This is a genomic window from Flavobacterium psychrophilum (assembly GCA_001708385.1).
Classification (GTDB): domain Bacteria; phylum Bacteroidota; class Bacteroidia; order Flavobacteriales; family Flavobacteriaceae; genus Flavobacterium; species Flavobacterium psychrophilum_A.
The window spans coordinates 3,289,094-3,305,489 of sequence record CP012388.1; the positions used below are offsets into that span (position 1 = coordinate 3,289,094).

Consider the following 16,396-nt stretch of genomic DNA (forward strand, 5'->3'; position numbering starts at 1 on the left):
ATGTCATTATTGGTTGGGCAAATATAAAAAAAACACCAGTTCGTTACTGATGTTTTGTGCTGTTAAATCATAACTTTATTTTGCTGCGCCATGATCGTAACTTAATATTCTCGACATTTTCCATACGCCGTCTTTTAATAGCCACAGGTGTGTAAATCTCGCCCTTCCGGTAAGTTTTTCTGTATTATTCAGAATGATATAAAACTGGTGTTCACCTTCAAGAATAGCCCCATATTCATTTAACGGATATACTTTAAGTGAAGCTGCGACAGCTTTCCGTTCAATTTTTTCGTCAGGATTGTTACAGATATACTTTCTGGTGTTTTCTATAAAATCGTTTACGTTGGTAGTATAGCCGCCTTTGTCATGGTAAAATTCAAGGTCGTCTGTAAAAAAGGTTTTAAACTTTTCAAGGTTGCAGGTATTATAGCTTTCAAAAGCTGCTGCGTCTAATGCAATAATCCTTTCGGTTAAGGCCTTTTCATTTGCCGGATAGGTTTCTTTTTGCTGGGCATGAGTAAGTATGACACTACATAACACCATTACCCAAAATAGTATAGCTTTCATTGTTAGCAGTTAAAAAGCCTCCACATTTGTGAAGGCTTTGATAATTATTTTAGTGAAACGGATCCGCCACTAGATGCTTTTTTTGATATTTTGGCCGGCGCTTTTATATAAATCACGCTTCCTCCGCTGGACGCATCTGCCTTAAGGCTGGTGCTTGGATTAATAGTGACAGAGCCTCCGCTCGACGCATGAGCGTCAGCATCTCCGGTTTTAAGCTTTTCTGCATCAAGACTACTTCCGCTAGAGGCATGTGCTTCGATGGTTTTGCTTATACCTACCACTTCTAAAGAAGAACCACTTGATGTTTCCAACTTTACGTTACGCACCTGTATATTGGCTTTTAGGTTTGACCCGCTGCTGGAATCTAGAGTAAGACTTTCAGATTTCAATGTGCCTTTGTTTATCACTTCAGATCCACTTGCTGCCGATATGCGGATTATGTTAGGCAGTACTATTGTAACCTTCTTTTTCGAAGCGTTACGAATGTTCATGTCTGTGTATATTTTTAATTCGTTGCCATTAACTTCTGTTATAATATGTTCCTGAAGGTTCCCGTCTGCCTCGACAGTAACTATAGACTGGCTTCCCTGCTCTATAATAACTTCTAGTCCGCCCGATGCTGATACGGCATCAAAGCCTGAATTTACCGGCCTTGTTTGTGTTGTAACATTTCCGTCTCCGCTTACCGATCTAAAATCGCTTCCGCAGGAAAAACATAGCACAGATACCACTATGAGTATAATTGCTTTTGTGATGTGTGAAATAATCTTTAGCATACTATTGTTTTTAAATTATCTTCTTCTTTTTGCAACAACATTAACCGAATCCAAATCTACATGAACCTCCATATTGTTGTTTGATACGTTTATTTCGCCTCTGCCACCTGCGTTAACACGTACATGCTCAATTCCATCATGCTCAATATCATCTACCGGAGGCATTGGCGGCTCAGGTGGTTCAAAACCTTCTACAGGTTCTTCAATAGGGCAGGTAATGCAGTCTACTTTATTTTGGTGCATTTCGTAAATATGGTCGTTCTCATCCCACCACAGGTCAAAGAATGAATTGTCTGAACTGTCATATTCTTTTACGCTGTCATCACACTGAAACTTCGTTCCTTCAGGCAGGTAAAGATAGATCTCTACTTTCTGGTTACGGAATTTGTTACTGATGTCTGACAATAAATAATTATCTAAAGTTAGGGTGTTTCCTTCAAATTTAAAACCGTACTTAATTTTTTCGGCACGCTTTCTGGCTTCAAATGAGTTACTTCCGTCAGCAAGCCTTTCAATTTGTATGAAAGGTTTACCTTCATCTGTCTTCATAATATTAAAAGAGATATCGTTAGAATAGATGATCTCATTGCCTAATGAATCTTGTTTGAAACGGAAACCACGATCATGATTAACCGATTTTGAGAAGTAATCATTGTACCTGAATTTAATTTGTAATATCTCGTCGCTGTTTAGGTTAAGTTCATGTTTCGCAACGGTTTTTCCTTCAGAGCTTACTTCAGATGCCTGGCGCAGTCCAAAGTAAATAACAAAAATTACAGAAAGTATCCAGATACCCAGTAACGTAAATTTGGTTATGTTTCCTACGGGTTTTAGGTTGTCTATTAATATTTTAAGACCTAGTAAGAACAGCATAAACGTAGGTATTGCCACAGCGAAAAAGGCAGCTGTACCCATTAACCATATTGGTGTTTCGGTGTAGTTAAAACCATCCAGCCAAGGATACCATGTTGACGATTTAAATGGTGCGGTAAACAGCAATGATATAAACAGAACGATAAATGACACAAGTGATGTTGCCGCTATTATAACTATTAGAGCCCCTATCATTTTTGCAATTACCTTAAATATCGCCGAAAAGACTGTGCCTATGCCGCTGCCAATTTTTTCGGCACCATACTTTGCGTTTTGTCCAAGTTTATCGTAATCTACTTTATTAAGTTTAGCAGTAAGTATGTCTACCTCTTCTTTTACCTTTTTCTCGATATTAGAAATGTTTATAGGCTCGCCTGTCATTTCCAGTTTCTCGGTTGTAGTTACTGCCCTCGGTATAAGTATCCATAACAGAAGGTATATGAAGATACCCGTACCAAAACCTGTAAGTGCCAGTACAAAAGCAATACGCAGCCATAGCGGATCTATTCTTAAATAGTGTGATAATCCGGCACAAACACCGCCCAACATGCCTCTGTCGGTATCCCTGTAAAATTTCTTTTTGTTCAGGAACCTGTAGTCGGTTGCACCGCCATAGGCATCATTAGTGTTTCTATCTGCCGATGCTTTTTCTCCTGTTACATCTTCATCGATCCTGTAATCTTCGGGCTGGCCCATTACAGCGATAATATCTTCTATTTCCCTGCTGCCCACAACCTGTTTGTCGCTTTTAAGCTTTTCAGAAAGCAGTTCGGCTATCCTGCTTTCAATATCGCTCATAATTTCATCCCTGGTATCGGCAGAAAGTGAACGTTTTATAGCATCAAAATAGCGATTAAGTTTTTGGTAGGCATCTTCATCTATGTGAAAGTAAAAACCTCCTAAATTTATACTAACTGTTTTGTTCATGACTATGCTTTTTGACGGGTTAATATGTTTACTGCATCGGATAATTCCGTCCAGGTAATGTTAAGTTCTTTTAAAAAATCTCTTCCTTCATCGGTAAGGCCGTAATATTTTCGCGGCGGGCCCGATGTTGATTCTTCCCAGCGGTAGCTTAGGAGTCCATCGTTTTTAAGTCTTGTAAGCAGTGGGTAAACCGTTCCCTCAACCACAAGCAGCTTTGCGTTTTTAAGCGTATCCAGTATTTCTGATGTGTAAGCGTCTTTTTCTTTTAAAACGCATAGTATACAGAATTCCAGAACACCCTTACGCATCTGGGCCTTTGTGTTCTCAATATTCATTAGATTTCATGTTTTTTTAATTCTCTTCTTAATTCTTCTCATCTGCCCATACCATGCTCTATACTAATTGTTTAGAGCTAATTTAAGATTATCTCTTTTTACGGCATAGGTATTGTCGCCTAAATTTACATTTGCCGGTTCACCATAATAGGTAATAGATGATGAAGCATCGGCATTGGCATTAATAGACTTTATTGTATTTACAAATGCTGTAGATGCATTAAATGTTCTTACTTCTGCATTCTGGCAGATAAACTTTCCGGCAAGCATCGATCCGTTATTGCATGATATAGATGCTGCAGCGGCGTAGCCTGAAATTTTTACACTGGCACCACCCGTAATCCTGGCGGCAAAAGCATTGGCTTTTACAATTCCCCTGAACATAGAGCCTGAGTCAGCATTTAAAATACATTTCTCAGCACTTTCTACCTCCCCATTAAAAAAAGATCCTGTTTCTAACCTTACATTCAGTGTATTTACATTCAGCCTGCCGTTAATGGTAATCGATGATCCTGTAACAGCTTTAAACGTATCCGGGTTTTTAGCCGATACAAATACTTTAGCTTTTCCATGTATTGCAGCCGGTTGGTTGTCAGCTTCCCTCATGTAAATTTTCAGAATACCTCTTTTATATTCGGTTACAATGTTATTCATGTTGTTTGGTGTATCCGATTCTACTCTCAAAGAAGCTTCGTTACTTTGCGTAACAATTACCTCTATACCGTTTTTAACTTCAAGTGCTTTGAAATCTTCACTTTTTCTTGTTTCACCTGTTTGTGCTTTTGCTGCAAATCCTGTAAGGACTAATGCTGCCATAAATGCTAATTGTTTCATAACTGTTCGTTTTTTGATTTTGATTTTGATTGTGATGATGATTGAACTCCTTTTAATTAACTGCCTTGATGAGGGGCAGGGGATTGATTGATTTGATTGATGATTGAACTCCTGTTTAATTTTTTTGTCCTATAACTTTTAACCGTAGTGTATCTGGCTTTTACTTTTATCGCATGCTGTAAGCAAGGATATAAAAACGGCAGGCAATGGTATCTTTTTATTATTTTAAAAAGTTTATGGTTAATGGGAAATTGAAACGCTCCCCATTGTTACTTTTTACAGCTGCGTACAATATAAGTATCAGCTCCGCTACCTTTAGTAATACGGCAAGTCCGATTGCTACGATGCCAATAATTACTAATCCTGTTATCTGTCCCATTGAGAATTGATTGATAACCCAGTCATCGTTACCCGAATCGATATTAAAACTAAGTTGATCCAGAAGCCTGTAAATGAAAATTATTACCGCTACTATACCCAGGATAAGTGTATAAAGTAATATACTCAACTGAAAATTCACAGCTTGTTTACCATTATGATCTACAAATTCTGACTCATCTTTCTTAAAACTCCATATCAAAGTAGGGAATATCAGGTTGCCTAACGGGAAAAAGTACTGCGTTAAAGCACTAAGGTGCAGTAGGGTTGACGTGTTTCTGTTTGCTGTAGTTTCCATAGTAGAGGTTTATGTCTATTAATATTCTATGCAAATATATGTCTATTGACAGGTATTGTGCAATACAAAGTACTAAGTTTTAACAAAAAATTAACATTTTAAAGTTTGCGTAATTATCTGTATTTTAGCAGTAAAATCAATGGACAATGGAATTTACACCATCTAAACTTAATAGCTTCCTGTTCTTTAAACTGCCATCTGCTTTTTGGAGCGGGGTACGTGTAAAGCAAATTTCTGAGACTTCGTGTGCTGCAACCGTAAAGCATCGCTGGTTTAATCAAAACCCTTTTAACTCGATGTATTTTGCAGTTCAGGCCATGGCTGCCGAACTTACCACAGGTGCATTGGTTATGTATCACATTAAAAAAAGTGGAAGAAAAATTTCTATGCTGGTGGCAAATAATAAAGGGAACTTTAGCAAGAAAGCAAAGGGAAGGATAACTTTTTCCTGTAACGACGGGCATCTTATAGAAGAAGCAATTAAAACTGCCATTGCTACCGGAGAAGGCCAAACCTTCTGGATGACATCTATCGGGCAAGATGAAGCAGGCGATCAGGTTTCGCACATGGAATTTGAATGGAGCATTAAAGTGAAATAATCTTTTATGTAAATATTTAGTTAAACAGCATAGTTATAATGCGCTTTGCGTTTAAATTTGAGAATGCTAAAAAATTAGATATGAAAGTTTTAATTACGGGAGCTACCGGGCTTGTTGGGACAGAACTTGTATCACTGCTCCTTAAAAATGGAATTCATATCCATTATCTAACTACTTCAAAAAATAAACTTCAGGATGAAGCCAACTATAAAGGCTTTTACTGGAATCCAAATACAGGAGATATCGACGAAACTTGCCTGGAAGATGTAGATGTTATAATACATCTTGCAGGGGCTTCTATTTCTAAACGCTGGACAGCTTCCTACAAACAGGAAATCCTGGAAAGCCGTATACTTTCAACCTCCGTGCTTTATGGGCTGCTCAAAAACAGGCCACATAATGTGCATCAGTTTATATCTGCGTCAGCAATAGGTATTTATCCCAGCAGTCTTGATAAGGTATATTCAGAAGATGAAACCCAATTTGATAACTCATTTCTTAGCCAGGTGGTGCAAAAATGGGAAAAGGCAGTCGACCGCATAGCCCAATTGGGTATTAGAGTTGCCAAAGTGCGAACCGGCTTAGTGCTTTCGGGTAAAGGTGGTGTGCTTAAGGAAATGGCAGTCCCTACAAAATACGGACTCGGTGCTGCTTTTGGCACTGGCCAGCAAATGCAGTCTTGGATCCATCTTAACGATCTTGCGGGTATTTACTATTATATACTTAATGAAGAGTTGGAAGGCGTATATAATGCCGTGGCTCCGTTTCCGGTAAACAATCAGGAACTAACAAAACAGATAGCAAAAGCTATGGATAAACCGTACTTTTTGCCTAATATACCTAAATTTGCCATGGAAATGGTTTTGGGCGAAATGCATACCCTGCTTTTTGACAGCCAGAATGTCAGCGCTAAAAAAATTATAGGCGAAGGTTACCAGTTTAAATATCTTTCGTTAGAGAAAGCATTAAAAGAAGAACTTGCATAAGTGCAATAGAATAGTCGAAAAAAAAAAATAAGTTGTATTCTGTTAATCAGGACTTTAATCTTCTGCCTTTTGCCCTTCTTATATTTTGTTTTTTTGCTTTCTTAGCAACTACTTTTACATTCAGCTCGATATCATCATCAATATATTTGTCACCGAGATTATCAATGGCACTTTTAGAATTGTAATTAATATTCCATAGTGTCCTGTTAATCTTAAAGCTGTCGCTGTTAAGTGTAACTAAAGAGTCGTTAATGACAATTGTTGCCGGAAACGCAATATTTTTGGTGATACCTTTTAGAGTTAAGTTTCCCTGTATGGTATCTTTTACAGATCCTTTTATTATAGCCGTAATCTCAAAGTTCCCCCTCGGAACTTCTACTGTATTAAAAAAATGGTCTTCGTTTCCGCTGCCAATTCCCTTTAAATGATTTTCTAAGTTTACTTTGTCTTTGCCTGTCGTTTTGCTATCGGTTACTGTAATGCTTGTCATGTTAAGGGTAAATTTACCGGTTTCGGCAAGGCTGTCTTCTACAAAAATGTTTCCATTGCTAAGCGTTATCGTTCCTGTATGGTTTCCTGTGGGTTTTGTGCCTTTCCATGTGATGACAGACGTTAATGTATCAACACTATATTTTACAGATGCCGGGGCTACAGGTTTTGGCGGTTCTGCTTCGGTGATAGGCACAGGATTAGGTTCACTGTCTTTACGGCAGGAGTGAGCTCCGAATAAGACAACTGCGGAGATTGCTATGTATAACTGCTTTTTCATGGATTAAATTTTGCGTTTTGATACGCTACGTTTAAAAATAAGAAAAATAGCAATGACAATTTGACATTTTATAGGTTTTGGCAATACTTTTGCATTTCGCTAAAGCGAACGAAAACAAAATAATGTTTAAGAAATTATTTAAGAATAAGAATATGAACCAGGAGAATTCTGAAAACGTAGAAAAAGACTTAACCAACGAAGAAATAGTAAACGAAACTGAAGCTACAACCGAACAGCATACTGAAGGTGTTGGGTCTGCAGAAGAACTTACCGTTGAAGAAAAACTAAGCGAGGATCTTGCTAAAGAAAAAGATAAGTTTTTACGACTGTTTGCTGAATTTGAAAACTATAAAAAAAGAACTTCTAAAGAAAGGCTTGATCTTTTCAAGACAGCTAACCAGGAAGTACTTCAGGCGCTATTGCCTGTAATGGATGATTTTGACAGGGCAATGGTACAAATAGCAAAATCTGAAGATGAGGTATTGCTAAAAGGTGTAGAGCTTATACACAACAAATTAAAAGATACTCTCGTGTCTAAAGGCCTTGAGCAGGTTGAGTTAAAAGCAGGTGATGCTTTCAATGCAGATTTTGCTGAAGCTATTACACAAATACCTGCGCCGTCTCCGGAGCTTAAAGGTAAAATTGTAGATGTAGTGGAAAAAGGGTACAAACTGGGCGACAAAATTATACGTTTCCCTAAAGTTGTTATTGGTAATTAATTTAAACCTGTAAGCATACGGTTAAAACCAGTTAAAATGAAGAAAGATTTTTACGAAATATTAGGTATAGACAGAAACGCTACTGCTGATCAGATAAAGAAAGCGTACCGTAAAAAAGCTATTGAATACCACCCAGACAAAAACCCGGGCGACAAAGAAGCTGAAGAGAAATTTAAGGCGGCTGCAGAAGCTTATGAGATATTAAGCGACCCGGATAAGAAAGCACGTTTTGACCAATATGGTTCGGCGGCTTTTGATGGTTCTGGTGGCTTTGGCGGCGGTCACGGCGGTATGAACATGGATGATATTTTCAGCCAGTTTGGCGATATATTCGGTGGTGCTTTTGGTGGCGGAGGCTTTGGTGGTTTCGGCGGAGGCGGAGGCCAGCGCAGGATGAAAGGAAGCAATCTTCGTATCAAAGTAAAACTTACGCTTGATGAAGTTGCCAATGGCGTTGAGAAAAAAGTAAAAGTAAAACGTAAAGTTCAGGCTAAAGGTGTTACGTTCAAAACTTGCCCTACCTGTAATGGTGCCGGTCAGGTAATGAAAATAACCAACACTATTTTAGGTAGGATGCAAACTGCTGCTACCTGCCATACTTGTGGTGGTACAGGCCAGATCATTGAAACTAAACCAAATCATGCCGATGCTCAGGGTATGATAATGGAAGATGAAACGGTATCAATCAAAATACCTGCGGGTGTTACAGATGGTATGCAGTTAAAAGTTAGCGGTAAGGGTAACGATGCTCCGGGCAACAACAGTATTCCAGGTGATCTTATCGTAGCAATAGAAGAAGTTGAGCATGAAACACTTAAGCGTGAGGGCGAAAATCTTCACCTTGACCTGTATATTAGCTTTGCAGAAGCTGCACTTGGTACATCTAAAGATATTGAAACTGTAGGTGGAAAAGTGAGAATTAAACTTGAAGAAGGCATTCAGTCTGGTAAAATTTTAAGGCTTAAAGGTAAAGGTATACCTAGTGTAAACTCTTACGGTACGGGCGATTTACTGGTGCATGTAAACGTTTGGACGCCAAAGACTTTAAATAAAGAACAGCGTCAGTTTTTCGAGAATGCGCTTACAGATGAAAACTTTATTCCGAAGCCCGAAAAGAGCGAAAAATCTTTTTTTGAAAAAGTTAAGGATATGTTTTCATAATTTAAGATAAATTTATATATTTGGAATTCACTATTCATTTAGTGAATTTTTCTTTTTCATAGCAATTTTTCCCATCCTTATGCAAATAAGGGTGGGTTTTTTGTTTCAAACTCATATTAAGGCTTATGCATAATTCTAACTGCTTGAATTGCAATACTCAACTTAATGGTAAATTTTGCCATGAGTGCGGACAAATCGGTAACACTCATAGAATAACAGCTAAACATTTTTTGACACATGATTTAGTACATGGTGTATGGCATATTGATAAAGGAATGTTTTTTACGCTTAAGGAAACATTTGTGAGGCCAGGTTATGCTGCGTTAGATTATATAAAAGGTAAAAGGATAAAATACTACAATATCTTTTATCTGATTTTATTGACATTAGGTTTTATGTATGTTTTGGCAGGCCGTATTGAAGGAGGTGTTATTGGTAATTTTGAAGAATCTGATAGCGCTAAAAAGTTAGTGTTTGATGTAATTGAAAAAAATGTAAAACTGTTTTATCTGCTCTTGCTGCCAATGATGGCTTTTGCAAGTACACTGCTGTTTAGAAAATTAAAATTTAATTTTTTTGAGCATTTAATCATTGCGGGGTTCACGCTTCTTGGAATGTTTATATTTATTTTACTTGGAATGCTTTTAACAATTCCGCAGAATTATTATTTAGATATAGTAAATAATGCTGTTGGGATAGTTTGTTTAATTTTCCCCGCCTATGTATACTTTCAGGCTACCAGGCGAAGAATCTCTTTTCCAGGATATGTCTTTAGGATACTATTATTTTATGGTTTACTTTACGGAACTGTACAATTACTTGTCCAGCTGGCAATTTATATGGTTTCCCAGTTATCTTAGTTATATTTTTCAGCTTCATTAGGTATATATTATTTACTTTTACATTCTCAATAAAGTTTTAATGGAACCAATTCTTGAAGTAAAAAACGTAGTTAAGCAATACGGCGATTACACCGCTCTTAACAATGTTTCACTGCAGGTGCCAAGAGGCAGCATATACGGACTTTTAGGTCCTAACGGGGCGGGAAAAACATCCCTTATCCGAATCATCAATCAAATTACGATGCCCGATAGTGGCGAGGTTTTCCTTGACGGGGAAAAACTTAACCCAAGCCATATTGGCCACATAGGCTATATGCCGGAAGAAAGAGGTTTGTATAAAACCATGAAAGTTGGCGAGCAGGCTTTATACCTTGCCCAGCTTAAAGGCCTATCTAAAAAAGAAGCCAAAGCACAACTGGAATACTGGTTTGAAAAACTGGAAATTCAGGGCTGGTGGAATAAAAAAATACAGGAGCTGTCTAAAGGTATGGCGCAAAAGATACAGTTTGTGGTTACGGTGCTGCACCAGCCAAAGCTGCTTATTTTTGATGAACCCTTCAGTGGATTTGACCCTGTTAATGCCAATCTTATAAAAGACGAGATATTAGGGCTTCGCGATAAAGGCGCAACTATTATTTTTTCTACCCACAGAATGGAAAGTGTTGAAGAAATGTGCGATCATATTGCGCTTATCCATCAATCGAACAAACTTATTGAAGGCGAGCTAAACGATGTGAAGAAAAGATATCGTACCAATACGTTTGAAGTGGGGGTTGTTACCAATAACAACCATCAGTTTACAGGAGAGTTAAGCCAGAAATATCAGGTGGCTCCGGCCAACTTTAAAACACTTGACGATGAACTTAAGCTTTTAGTGACACTACCGGAAGGTGTAAGCTCACGCCAGTTGCTAAGTGAGCTTGTGCAAAAAGGCGATGTAACCTACTTTGTAGAAAAGATTCCAAGTGTTAACGATATATTTATTCAAACCGTAAGCAAAAAATAATGAGCCTATCTTTAATTATAAAACGGGAGTTTAACTCGAAAGTGCGTAATAAGTCGTTTATAGTAATGACATTTTTAAGTCCGATACTATTTACGGCTATGGCAGCTTTGGTAGGCTATCTAGCCAACGTTAACGATGACGAAATTGTAAAAATAGCAATTCATGACCAGGGTAGTCTACTTGAAACTGACTTTAAAGATTCTAAAAAAGTTGAGTACGTTAACCTTTCCCAGCTTCCACTGGCAACAGCTAAAGAAAAAGCGGCTGCGAGTTATGAAGGGCTTATTTATGTACCCAATGTAGCTACGCCAAAAGAATTGGTAAATAAAGTAGAATATATTTCTAACGAGAGTCCGTCTATGGATTTTATCGGAGAAATGGAAGACGTAGTAAACGACAAGCTTTTTAAATACAATCTGGAACAGGATGGTATCGACTATAAAAAGATTGATGCTGCAAGGACGAAAACCGATATCCGCCTGAGTAAATTTTCGGGAGAAGAAAGCCTTAAATGGTTGAACGAGATTAAAATAGGTATTGGTTTTGCATTCGGTTACCTTATTATGATGTTCATTATTATATATGGCAACATGGTAATGCGAAGCGTTATTGAGGAAAAAACAAACCGTATTATCGAGATCATTATATCGTCAGTTAAGCCGTTTAAACTAATGATGGGTAAAATTGTAGGTACTTCATTAGCAGGTATATTGCAGTTTCTTATCTGGGCCGTATTGGGAACAATACTTATGTTTGTTGCTACCAGCTTTTTAGGAATTAAACTGGGTGGTGGCGCAGGAGCTCAGGTAGTTGAGGCAACTCAAAAATCATCGGAACTGGCGAGTTATATTCCGGAAATACTATCACTTCCGTGGGCAACAATGCTTATATCTTTCCTTTTGTTTTTTATAGGAGGGTTCTTTTTATATAGCTCAATATACGCATCTATTGGTGCGGCTGTAGATAGCGAGACCGATTCGCAACAATTTCTTCTGCCGATCATCCTTCCGCTTATGCTGGGAGTATACGTAGGTTTCTTTACGGTAATCAACGATCCGCATGGAACTGTTGCAACTGTATTCTCTATGATACCACTTACATCGCCAATAGTAATGATGATGCGTATGCCATTCGGAGTGCCGCTATGGCAGGTTATACTATCAATGGCCATATTGTTTACTACCTTCTTTGGGGTGGTTTGGTTTGCGGCAAAAATATATCGTATCGGTATCCTTATGTATGGTAAGAAACCAACTTATAAGGAAATATTCAAGTGGCTTAAATACTAGTAAACAGTTTACAGTCGCAGTAATCAGTTAGTTATTTGTTAATCAGTTGGCAGTTTAGGCTATAATGAAATATATTTATAGATGCTGATGTTATTAGCAATAATCCATAAAACAATCTAAAGAGATATGTCCAAGATATTAATTATAGAAGACGAAGCCGCTATTCGCAGGGTATTGGGAAAAATACTTTCTGAAGAAAGCGACACCTACAAAGTGGAAGAGGCTGAAGACGGGCTACAGGGGCTTGAAAAGATAAAGAATGACGATTATGACCTTGTGTTGTGCGATATAAAAATGCCAAAAATGGATGGTGTTGAGGTGCTTGAAGCGGTAAAAAAGATAAAGCCCGAAATTCCGTTTGTAATGATATCGGGACATGGTGATATTGAAACCGCTATTAACACGATGCGCCTTGGCGCTTTTGACTATATCTCTAAACCGCCGGATTTAAACCGTTTATTAAATACCGTTCGTAATGCGCTTGACCGTAAAGTGCTTGTTGTAGAAAACAAGATGCTTAAAAAGAAAGTAAGCAAGAACTACGAAATGGTAGGGGCAAGTGAGCCTATCAATCACATTAAAGAAATTATAGAAAAAGTAGCACCTACAGATGCGCGTGTACTTATTACCGGCCCCAACGGAACTGGTAAGGAGCTTGTAGCGCATTGGCTTCATGAAAAGAGCGAGCGTGCAGCAGCGCCTTTTATAGAGGTGAACTGTGCGGCTATACCGTCTGAACTTATAGAGAGCGAACTTTTCGGTCACGTTAAAGGTGCTTTTACCAGTGCTGTAAAAGACCGTGCCGGTAAGTTTGAAGCTGCCGATAAAGGAACTATTTTCCTTGATGAAATTGGCGATATGAGCCTTCCCGCACAGGCGAAGGTATTGCGTGCGCTTCAGGAAAATATGATTCAGAGGGTAGGGGCAGAAAAAGACATTAAGGTAGACGTGCGTGTAATTGCCGCTACCAATAAAGACCTTAAAAAGGAAATTTCCGAAGGCCGTTTCCGTGAAGATTTATACCACCGCCTGGCTGTGATACTTGTAAAAGTTCCGGCCCTTAATGACAGGAGGGATGATATACCAACGCTGATTAATCATTTTGCTGAGAAAATTGCTTTAGAGCAGGGATCGGCACCGAAGAAGTTTTCGGCAGATGCCATAAAACTATTGCAGGAATACGATTGGACAGGCAATATACGTGAGCTACGTAATGTGGTTGAGCGTCTTATTATATTAGGTGGTAGCGAGATTAGCGAAAGTGATGTTAGGCTTTTTGCCAGTAAATAATATATGTAATTGTATCACAGAGATGCAATAAGAAACCTCAGATAATCTCTGAGGTTTTTTCTTTTTCTTTTTCGTTACTTTGTAGTCTGCAAATTGAAAGCGATATTCAGTTTGTAATTCGTAATTGATAATTCGTAATTAAAGAATGTTTTTAAAGAAAATAAACGAAAAGCTGTCCCAGGCACTTGAAGATGCGGGATTAACTAAACCTACCGATTTGCAAAAAGAAACATGGGGTACCATTAAAAGTGGTGCTGACTGTGTATTTCTTGCTGATTCTGATTTGGGTAAGTCTACCACTATTGTAATTAACGTAATTCAGCGTCTTGAGAAACCTTTTGAGGAATCACCACGTGCCCTGATCTTTGTAAAAGACAAAGCTAAGGTACTTGAAATGGTAGAAATGTTTAAGAAATACGACAGCTACGGTAACCTTCGTGTATACGGTGTTTACGAACAGGGCGATATAGACTACGACAAAAATCAGATATCTTTAGGTATAGATGTACTTATCGGCTCTACACCAAGGCTAAGTGATATGTTCTCTTCGGCTGGGTTTGACGTAAACCAGCTTAAGATGTTTATTGTTGACGATATTGAAGACCAGCTTAAAGTAAGAATGGAAACCAAGATCGTTAGGATATCTAACAGCATCAATAAAACACAGCGTTTATTCTTTACCGATGTTATTACCGACCGTGTAGAGATACTTGCCGATAAAATAATGATAGAGCCTGTTTTCTTTGAGTTTGACGATCACGAAGAGGAAGATGAGGAATACGACGAAGAGTTGGAAGGACTTGATTTTGGCGACGACGACACAGAGGAAGAAGAAAACAATAAATAAGACAAACCATTATGGCATTAGTTAAAATATTTTCAGGCAGCGAGATATTAGCGCAGGCTTTGCAGACACGATTAGAAAAAATTGGCGTAGGCGTTATCGTTAAAAATAACATACAATCGTCTACAATGTCGGGGTTTGGAGGTTTAGGCCAGGCTGTAGAAGTATTTATAGAGGACAGGGATAAAGAAAAAGAAAAGGTAGCTAAGGTTATCGAAGACTTTAAAATGGGGAACTAGTTGCTGAATGAACCCATTTAAAATCTATACTAAAAATACCCGATTCTCATTCTTTAAGAAAAAGGAAGAATATCATTTAGATGGTGAGATTACATTTTTAGATAATCGCATCCTTATAAATGATACCGTGTTTAGTATAGATGCCCTTAACGCTATAACTTTTCCAAGTTTTGATGACTATAAAGGAAAGATCATAAACTCTGTTGATAATAATGTATCTGATGGCGTGAGCAATATTGTTGAGTTACATGGTAAAGATGGGAAAAAGACGATCTATTATTTTCAACTAGACTATCGCTACCAGATGCGTGATCTCAGGGGGCAATTAATACAGTATCATCTGGCAGGCAAATTGGACTTTATAAACCTTACAAATATTTTCGGCTTAGAAAGTTTTAATGCTATCCAAAATTTTAAAAAATCACTGCCCGAAGGTGGCAATATTAAAAGCTATTGATTTTCAGTAGCTTTTTCTTTTTATATTGCCGGCTAAAATCCCTGTATAGTAATGATCAAAAGTTTAAAATTTATAGTCCTGACACTTGGCTCTTTTCTGGCTGTGATTTATATAGTGGCTATAACATATCTATATTTTAATCAGGAGAGCCTTATTTTTCAGCCTGAGATATTGGCCAAGGATTATAAATTCAGTTTTCAGGGCGATTTAAAAGAGATGTACATCTCTGTAGAGAAGGATGTAAATCTACATGGCGTTTTGTTTAGAACTCATGAAAGTAAAGGGCTTATATTTTACCTGCATGGTAACGGCGGATCTGTAAAAGGATGGGGAGATATAGGAGCTACTTACAACCAGATGGGGTATGATATCTTTATTTTAGATTACAGGGGATATGGTAAGAGTAATGGAAAGATAAGTAGTGAAGCTCAATTGTTCGATGACCTGAAAAAAGCTTATAGCCATTTACTGTCGATATATCCTGAAGGCAAAATAATAATTACGGGCTACTCTATAGGTACAGGGCTGGCTGCTATGCTGGCATCTGAAAATAATCCGAAAGCACTTGTGTTGCAGGCTCCATATTACAGTTTAAAAGAAACTATAAACAGCACTATGCCTTTGATGCCCGACTTTTTACAGAAATATGATTTTGAAACGTATAAATTTTTACAGAAAGTAAAGGCTCCGGTTTGTATTTTTCATGGTACTGCAGACACTATTTTGCCTTATAGCAATTCAGAAAAATTAAGGTCGGTATTCAAAAAGAATGACGTGCTTGTTACACTTCCCGGTGAAGGCCATAATACAATTACCGATAATGAGCTTTTTAAAACGGAATTTAAAAAGTTTGCCGATAGGATGTTGCAATACTAATTAAGCTTTAGCCTTCTTCTTTTTAAAAAGGTAGCCAATTATCAATCCAACGACAATCCACAACGGAATGCCTAAAAGTATTTTTGAAACAGTAAATTTTTCGTGATCGAAAAGCGGGAAAATAATCATTGTAATGATGTAAAGAATACCGCCCCACACTAAACCTGATCTAACCCATTTTTTCATTATTGTAGTTTTTTATTTGTTCTTTTTCTAACAAAAAAGTAACCGAAAAGAAATCCAAATGGCGTAAAAACCAGTAACGCGGTAAGCGATCGTTGAAGCGAAATTTCTTCATGGCTGAAAAGAGGAAACAGCACTGACATGCATA

Annotated in this window: 19 protein-coding genes and 1 pseudogene; 12 read left to right on the top strand and 8 right to left on the bottom strand. The window is 37.8% G+C overall.

Annotated features, from left to right (window positions below; translation table 11 throughout):
* Nucleotides 1-75 precede the first annotated feature (75 nt).
* The 6 genes from ALW18_14490 to ALW18_14515 all read right to left on the bottom strand — a co-directional run bounded on the left by ALW18_14490 (nt 76) and on the right by ALW18_14515 (nt 4,988).
* Entirely contained in the window at nt 76-525 is a 450-nt protein-coding gene (locus ALW18_14490; protein AOE54429.1) for a hypothetical protein, read from the bottom strand.
* An 86-nt stretch (nt 526-611) separates the two neighbouring features.
* The gene (locus tag ALW18_14495; protein AOE53622.1) at nt 612-1,343 is read right to left on the bottom strand and encodes a hypothetical protein; all 732 of its coding nucleotides are present in this window, start codon (nt 1,341-1,343) and stop codon (nt 612-614) included.
* A 15-nt stretch (nt 1,344-1,358) separates the two neighbouring features.
* A complete protein-coding gene (locus ALW18_14500) occupies nt 1,359-3,143 on the bottom strand; it encodes a phage-shock protein (protein ID AOE53623.1) in 1,785 nt (594 codons plus the stop codon).
* Between the two features lie 2 nt (nt 3,144-3,145).
* Nucleotides 3,146-3,478, bottom strand: a complete 333-nt coding sequence (locus ALW18_14505; protein ID AOE53624.1) for a PadR family transcriptional regulator — start codon at nt 3,476-3,478, stop codon at nt 3,146-3,148.
* Nucleotides 3,479-3,541: 63 nt separating this feature from the next.
* Nucleotides 3,542-4,294 carry a hypothetical protein gene (locus ALW18_14510; protein AOE53625.1) on the bottom strand — a complete coding sequence of 251 codons (753 nt, stop codon included), beginning with the start codon at nt 4,292-4,294 and terminating at the stop codon, nt 3,542-3,544.
* A gap of 238 nt (nt 4,295-4,532) precedes the next feature.
* Entirely contained in the window at nt 4,533-4,988 is a 456-nt protein-coding gene (locus tag ALW18_14515) for a hypothetical protein (protein AOE53626.1), read from the bottom strand.
* A gap of 146 nt (nt 4,989-5,134) precedes the next feature.
* On the opposite strand from ALW18_14515, the gene ALW18_14520 reads away from it, so the two are divergent.
* Entirely contained in the window at nt 5,135-5,587 is a 453-nt protein-coding gene (locus tag ALW18_14520) for a thioesterase (GenBank protein ID AOE53627.1), read from the top strand.
* An 80-nt stretch (nt 5,588-5,667) separates the two neighbouring features.
* Complete coding sequence (locus tag ALW18_14525) at nt 5,668-6,573, top strand: NAD-dependent epimerase (protein AOE54430.1); 906 nt, start codon at nt 5,668-5,670, stop codon at nt 6,571-6,573.
* Nucleotides 6,574-6,619: 46 nt separating this feature from the next.
* Here ALW18_14525 and ALW18_14530 read toward each other — a convergent pair whose 3' ends face one another.
* On the bottom strand, nt 6,620-7,342 hold the full coding sequence (locus ALW18_14530) for a hypothetical protein (GenBank protein AOE53628.1): 723 nt from the start codon (nt 7,340-7,342) through the stop codon (nt 6,620-6,622).
* A 119-nt stretch (nt 7,343-7,461) separates the two neighbouring features.
* On the opposite strand from ALW18_14530, the gene ALW18_14535 reads away from it, so the two are divergent.
* From ALW18_14535 to ALW18_14580, 10 genes and pseudogenes are all read left to right on the top strand, one after another.
* Nucleotides 7,462-8,061, top strand: coding sequence for a molecular chaperone GrpE (locus tag ALW18_14535; protein AOE54431.1), 600 nt, complete (start codon nt 7,462-7,464; stop codon nt 8,059-8,061).
* Between the two features lie 36 nt (nt 8,062-8,097).
* A complete protein-coding gene (locus ALW18_14540; protein AOE53629.1) occupies nt 8,098-9,222 on the top strand; it encodes a molecular chaperone DnaJ in 1,125 nt (374 codons plus the stop codon).
* Nucleotides 9,223-9,347: 125 nt separating this feature from the next.
* A pseudogene (locus tag ALW18_14545) lies at nt 9,348-9,623 on the top strand (hypothetical protein).
* A gap of 520 nt (nt 9,624-10,143) precedes the next feature.
* Entirely contained in the window at nt 10,144-11,070 is a 927-nt protein-coding gene (locus ALW18_14550; GenBank protein AOE53630.1) for an ABC transporter ATP-binding protein, read from the top strand.
* Nucleotides 11,070-12,359, top strand: a complete 1,290-nt coding sequence (locus ALW18_14555; protein AOE53631.1) for an ABC transporter permease — start codon at nt 11,070-11,072, stop codon at nt 12,357-12,359. The genes ALW18_14550 and ALW18_14555 overlap by 1 nt, the downstream gene beginning before the upstream one ends.
* 126 nt (nt 12,360-12,485) lie before the next feature.
* Complete coding sequence (locus ALW18_14560; GenBank protein AOE53632.1) at nt 12,486-13,649, top strand: Fis family transcriptional regulator; 1,164 nt, start codon at nt 12,486-12,488, stop codon at nt 13,647-13,649.
* 145 nt (nt 13,650-13,794) lie between these two features.
* On the top strand, nt 13,795-14,496 hold the full coding sequence (locus tag ALW18_14565) for an RNA helicase (protein ID AOE53633.1): 702 nt from the start codon (nt 13,795-13,797) through the stop codon (nt 14,494-14,496).
* Between the two features lie 11 nt (nt 14,497-14,507).
* Nucleotides 14,508-14,732 carry a hypothetical protein gene (locus tag ALW18_14570; protein ID AOE53634.1) on the top strand — a complete coding sequence of 75 codons (225 nt, stop codon included), beginning with the start codon at nt 14,508-14,510 and terminating at the stop codon, nt 14,730-14,732.
* A gap of 7 nt (nt 14,733-14,739) precedes the next feature.
* Nucleotides 14,740-15,189, top strand: a complete 450-nt coding sequence (locus ALW18_14575) for a hypothetical protein (GenBank protein ID AOE53635.1) — start codon at nt 14,740-14,742, stop codon at nt 15,187-15,189.
* 51 nt (nt 15,190-15,240) lie between these two features.
* A complete protein-coding gene (locus tag ALW18_14580; protein AOE53636.1) occupies nt 15,241-16,065 on the top strand; it encodes a hydrolase in 825 nt (274 codons plus the stop codon).
* On the opposite strand, the gene ALW18_14585 is transcribed toward ALW18_14580, so the two are convergent.
* The gene (locus tag ALW18_14585; GenBank protein ID AOE53637.1) at nt 16,066-16,251 is read right to left on the bottom strand and encodes a hypothetical protein; all 186 of its coding nucleotides are present in this window, start codon (nt 16,249-16,251) and stop codon (nt 16,066-16,068) included.
* Nucleotides 16,252-16,396: the final 145 nt, after the last annotated feature.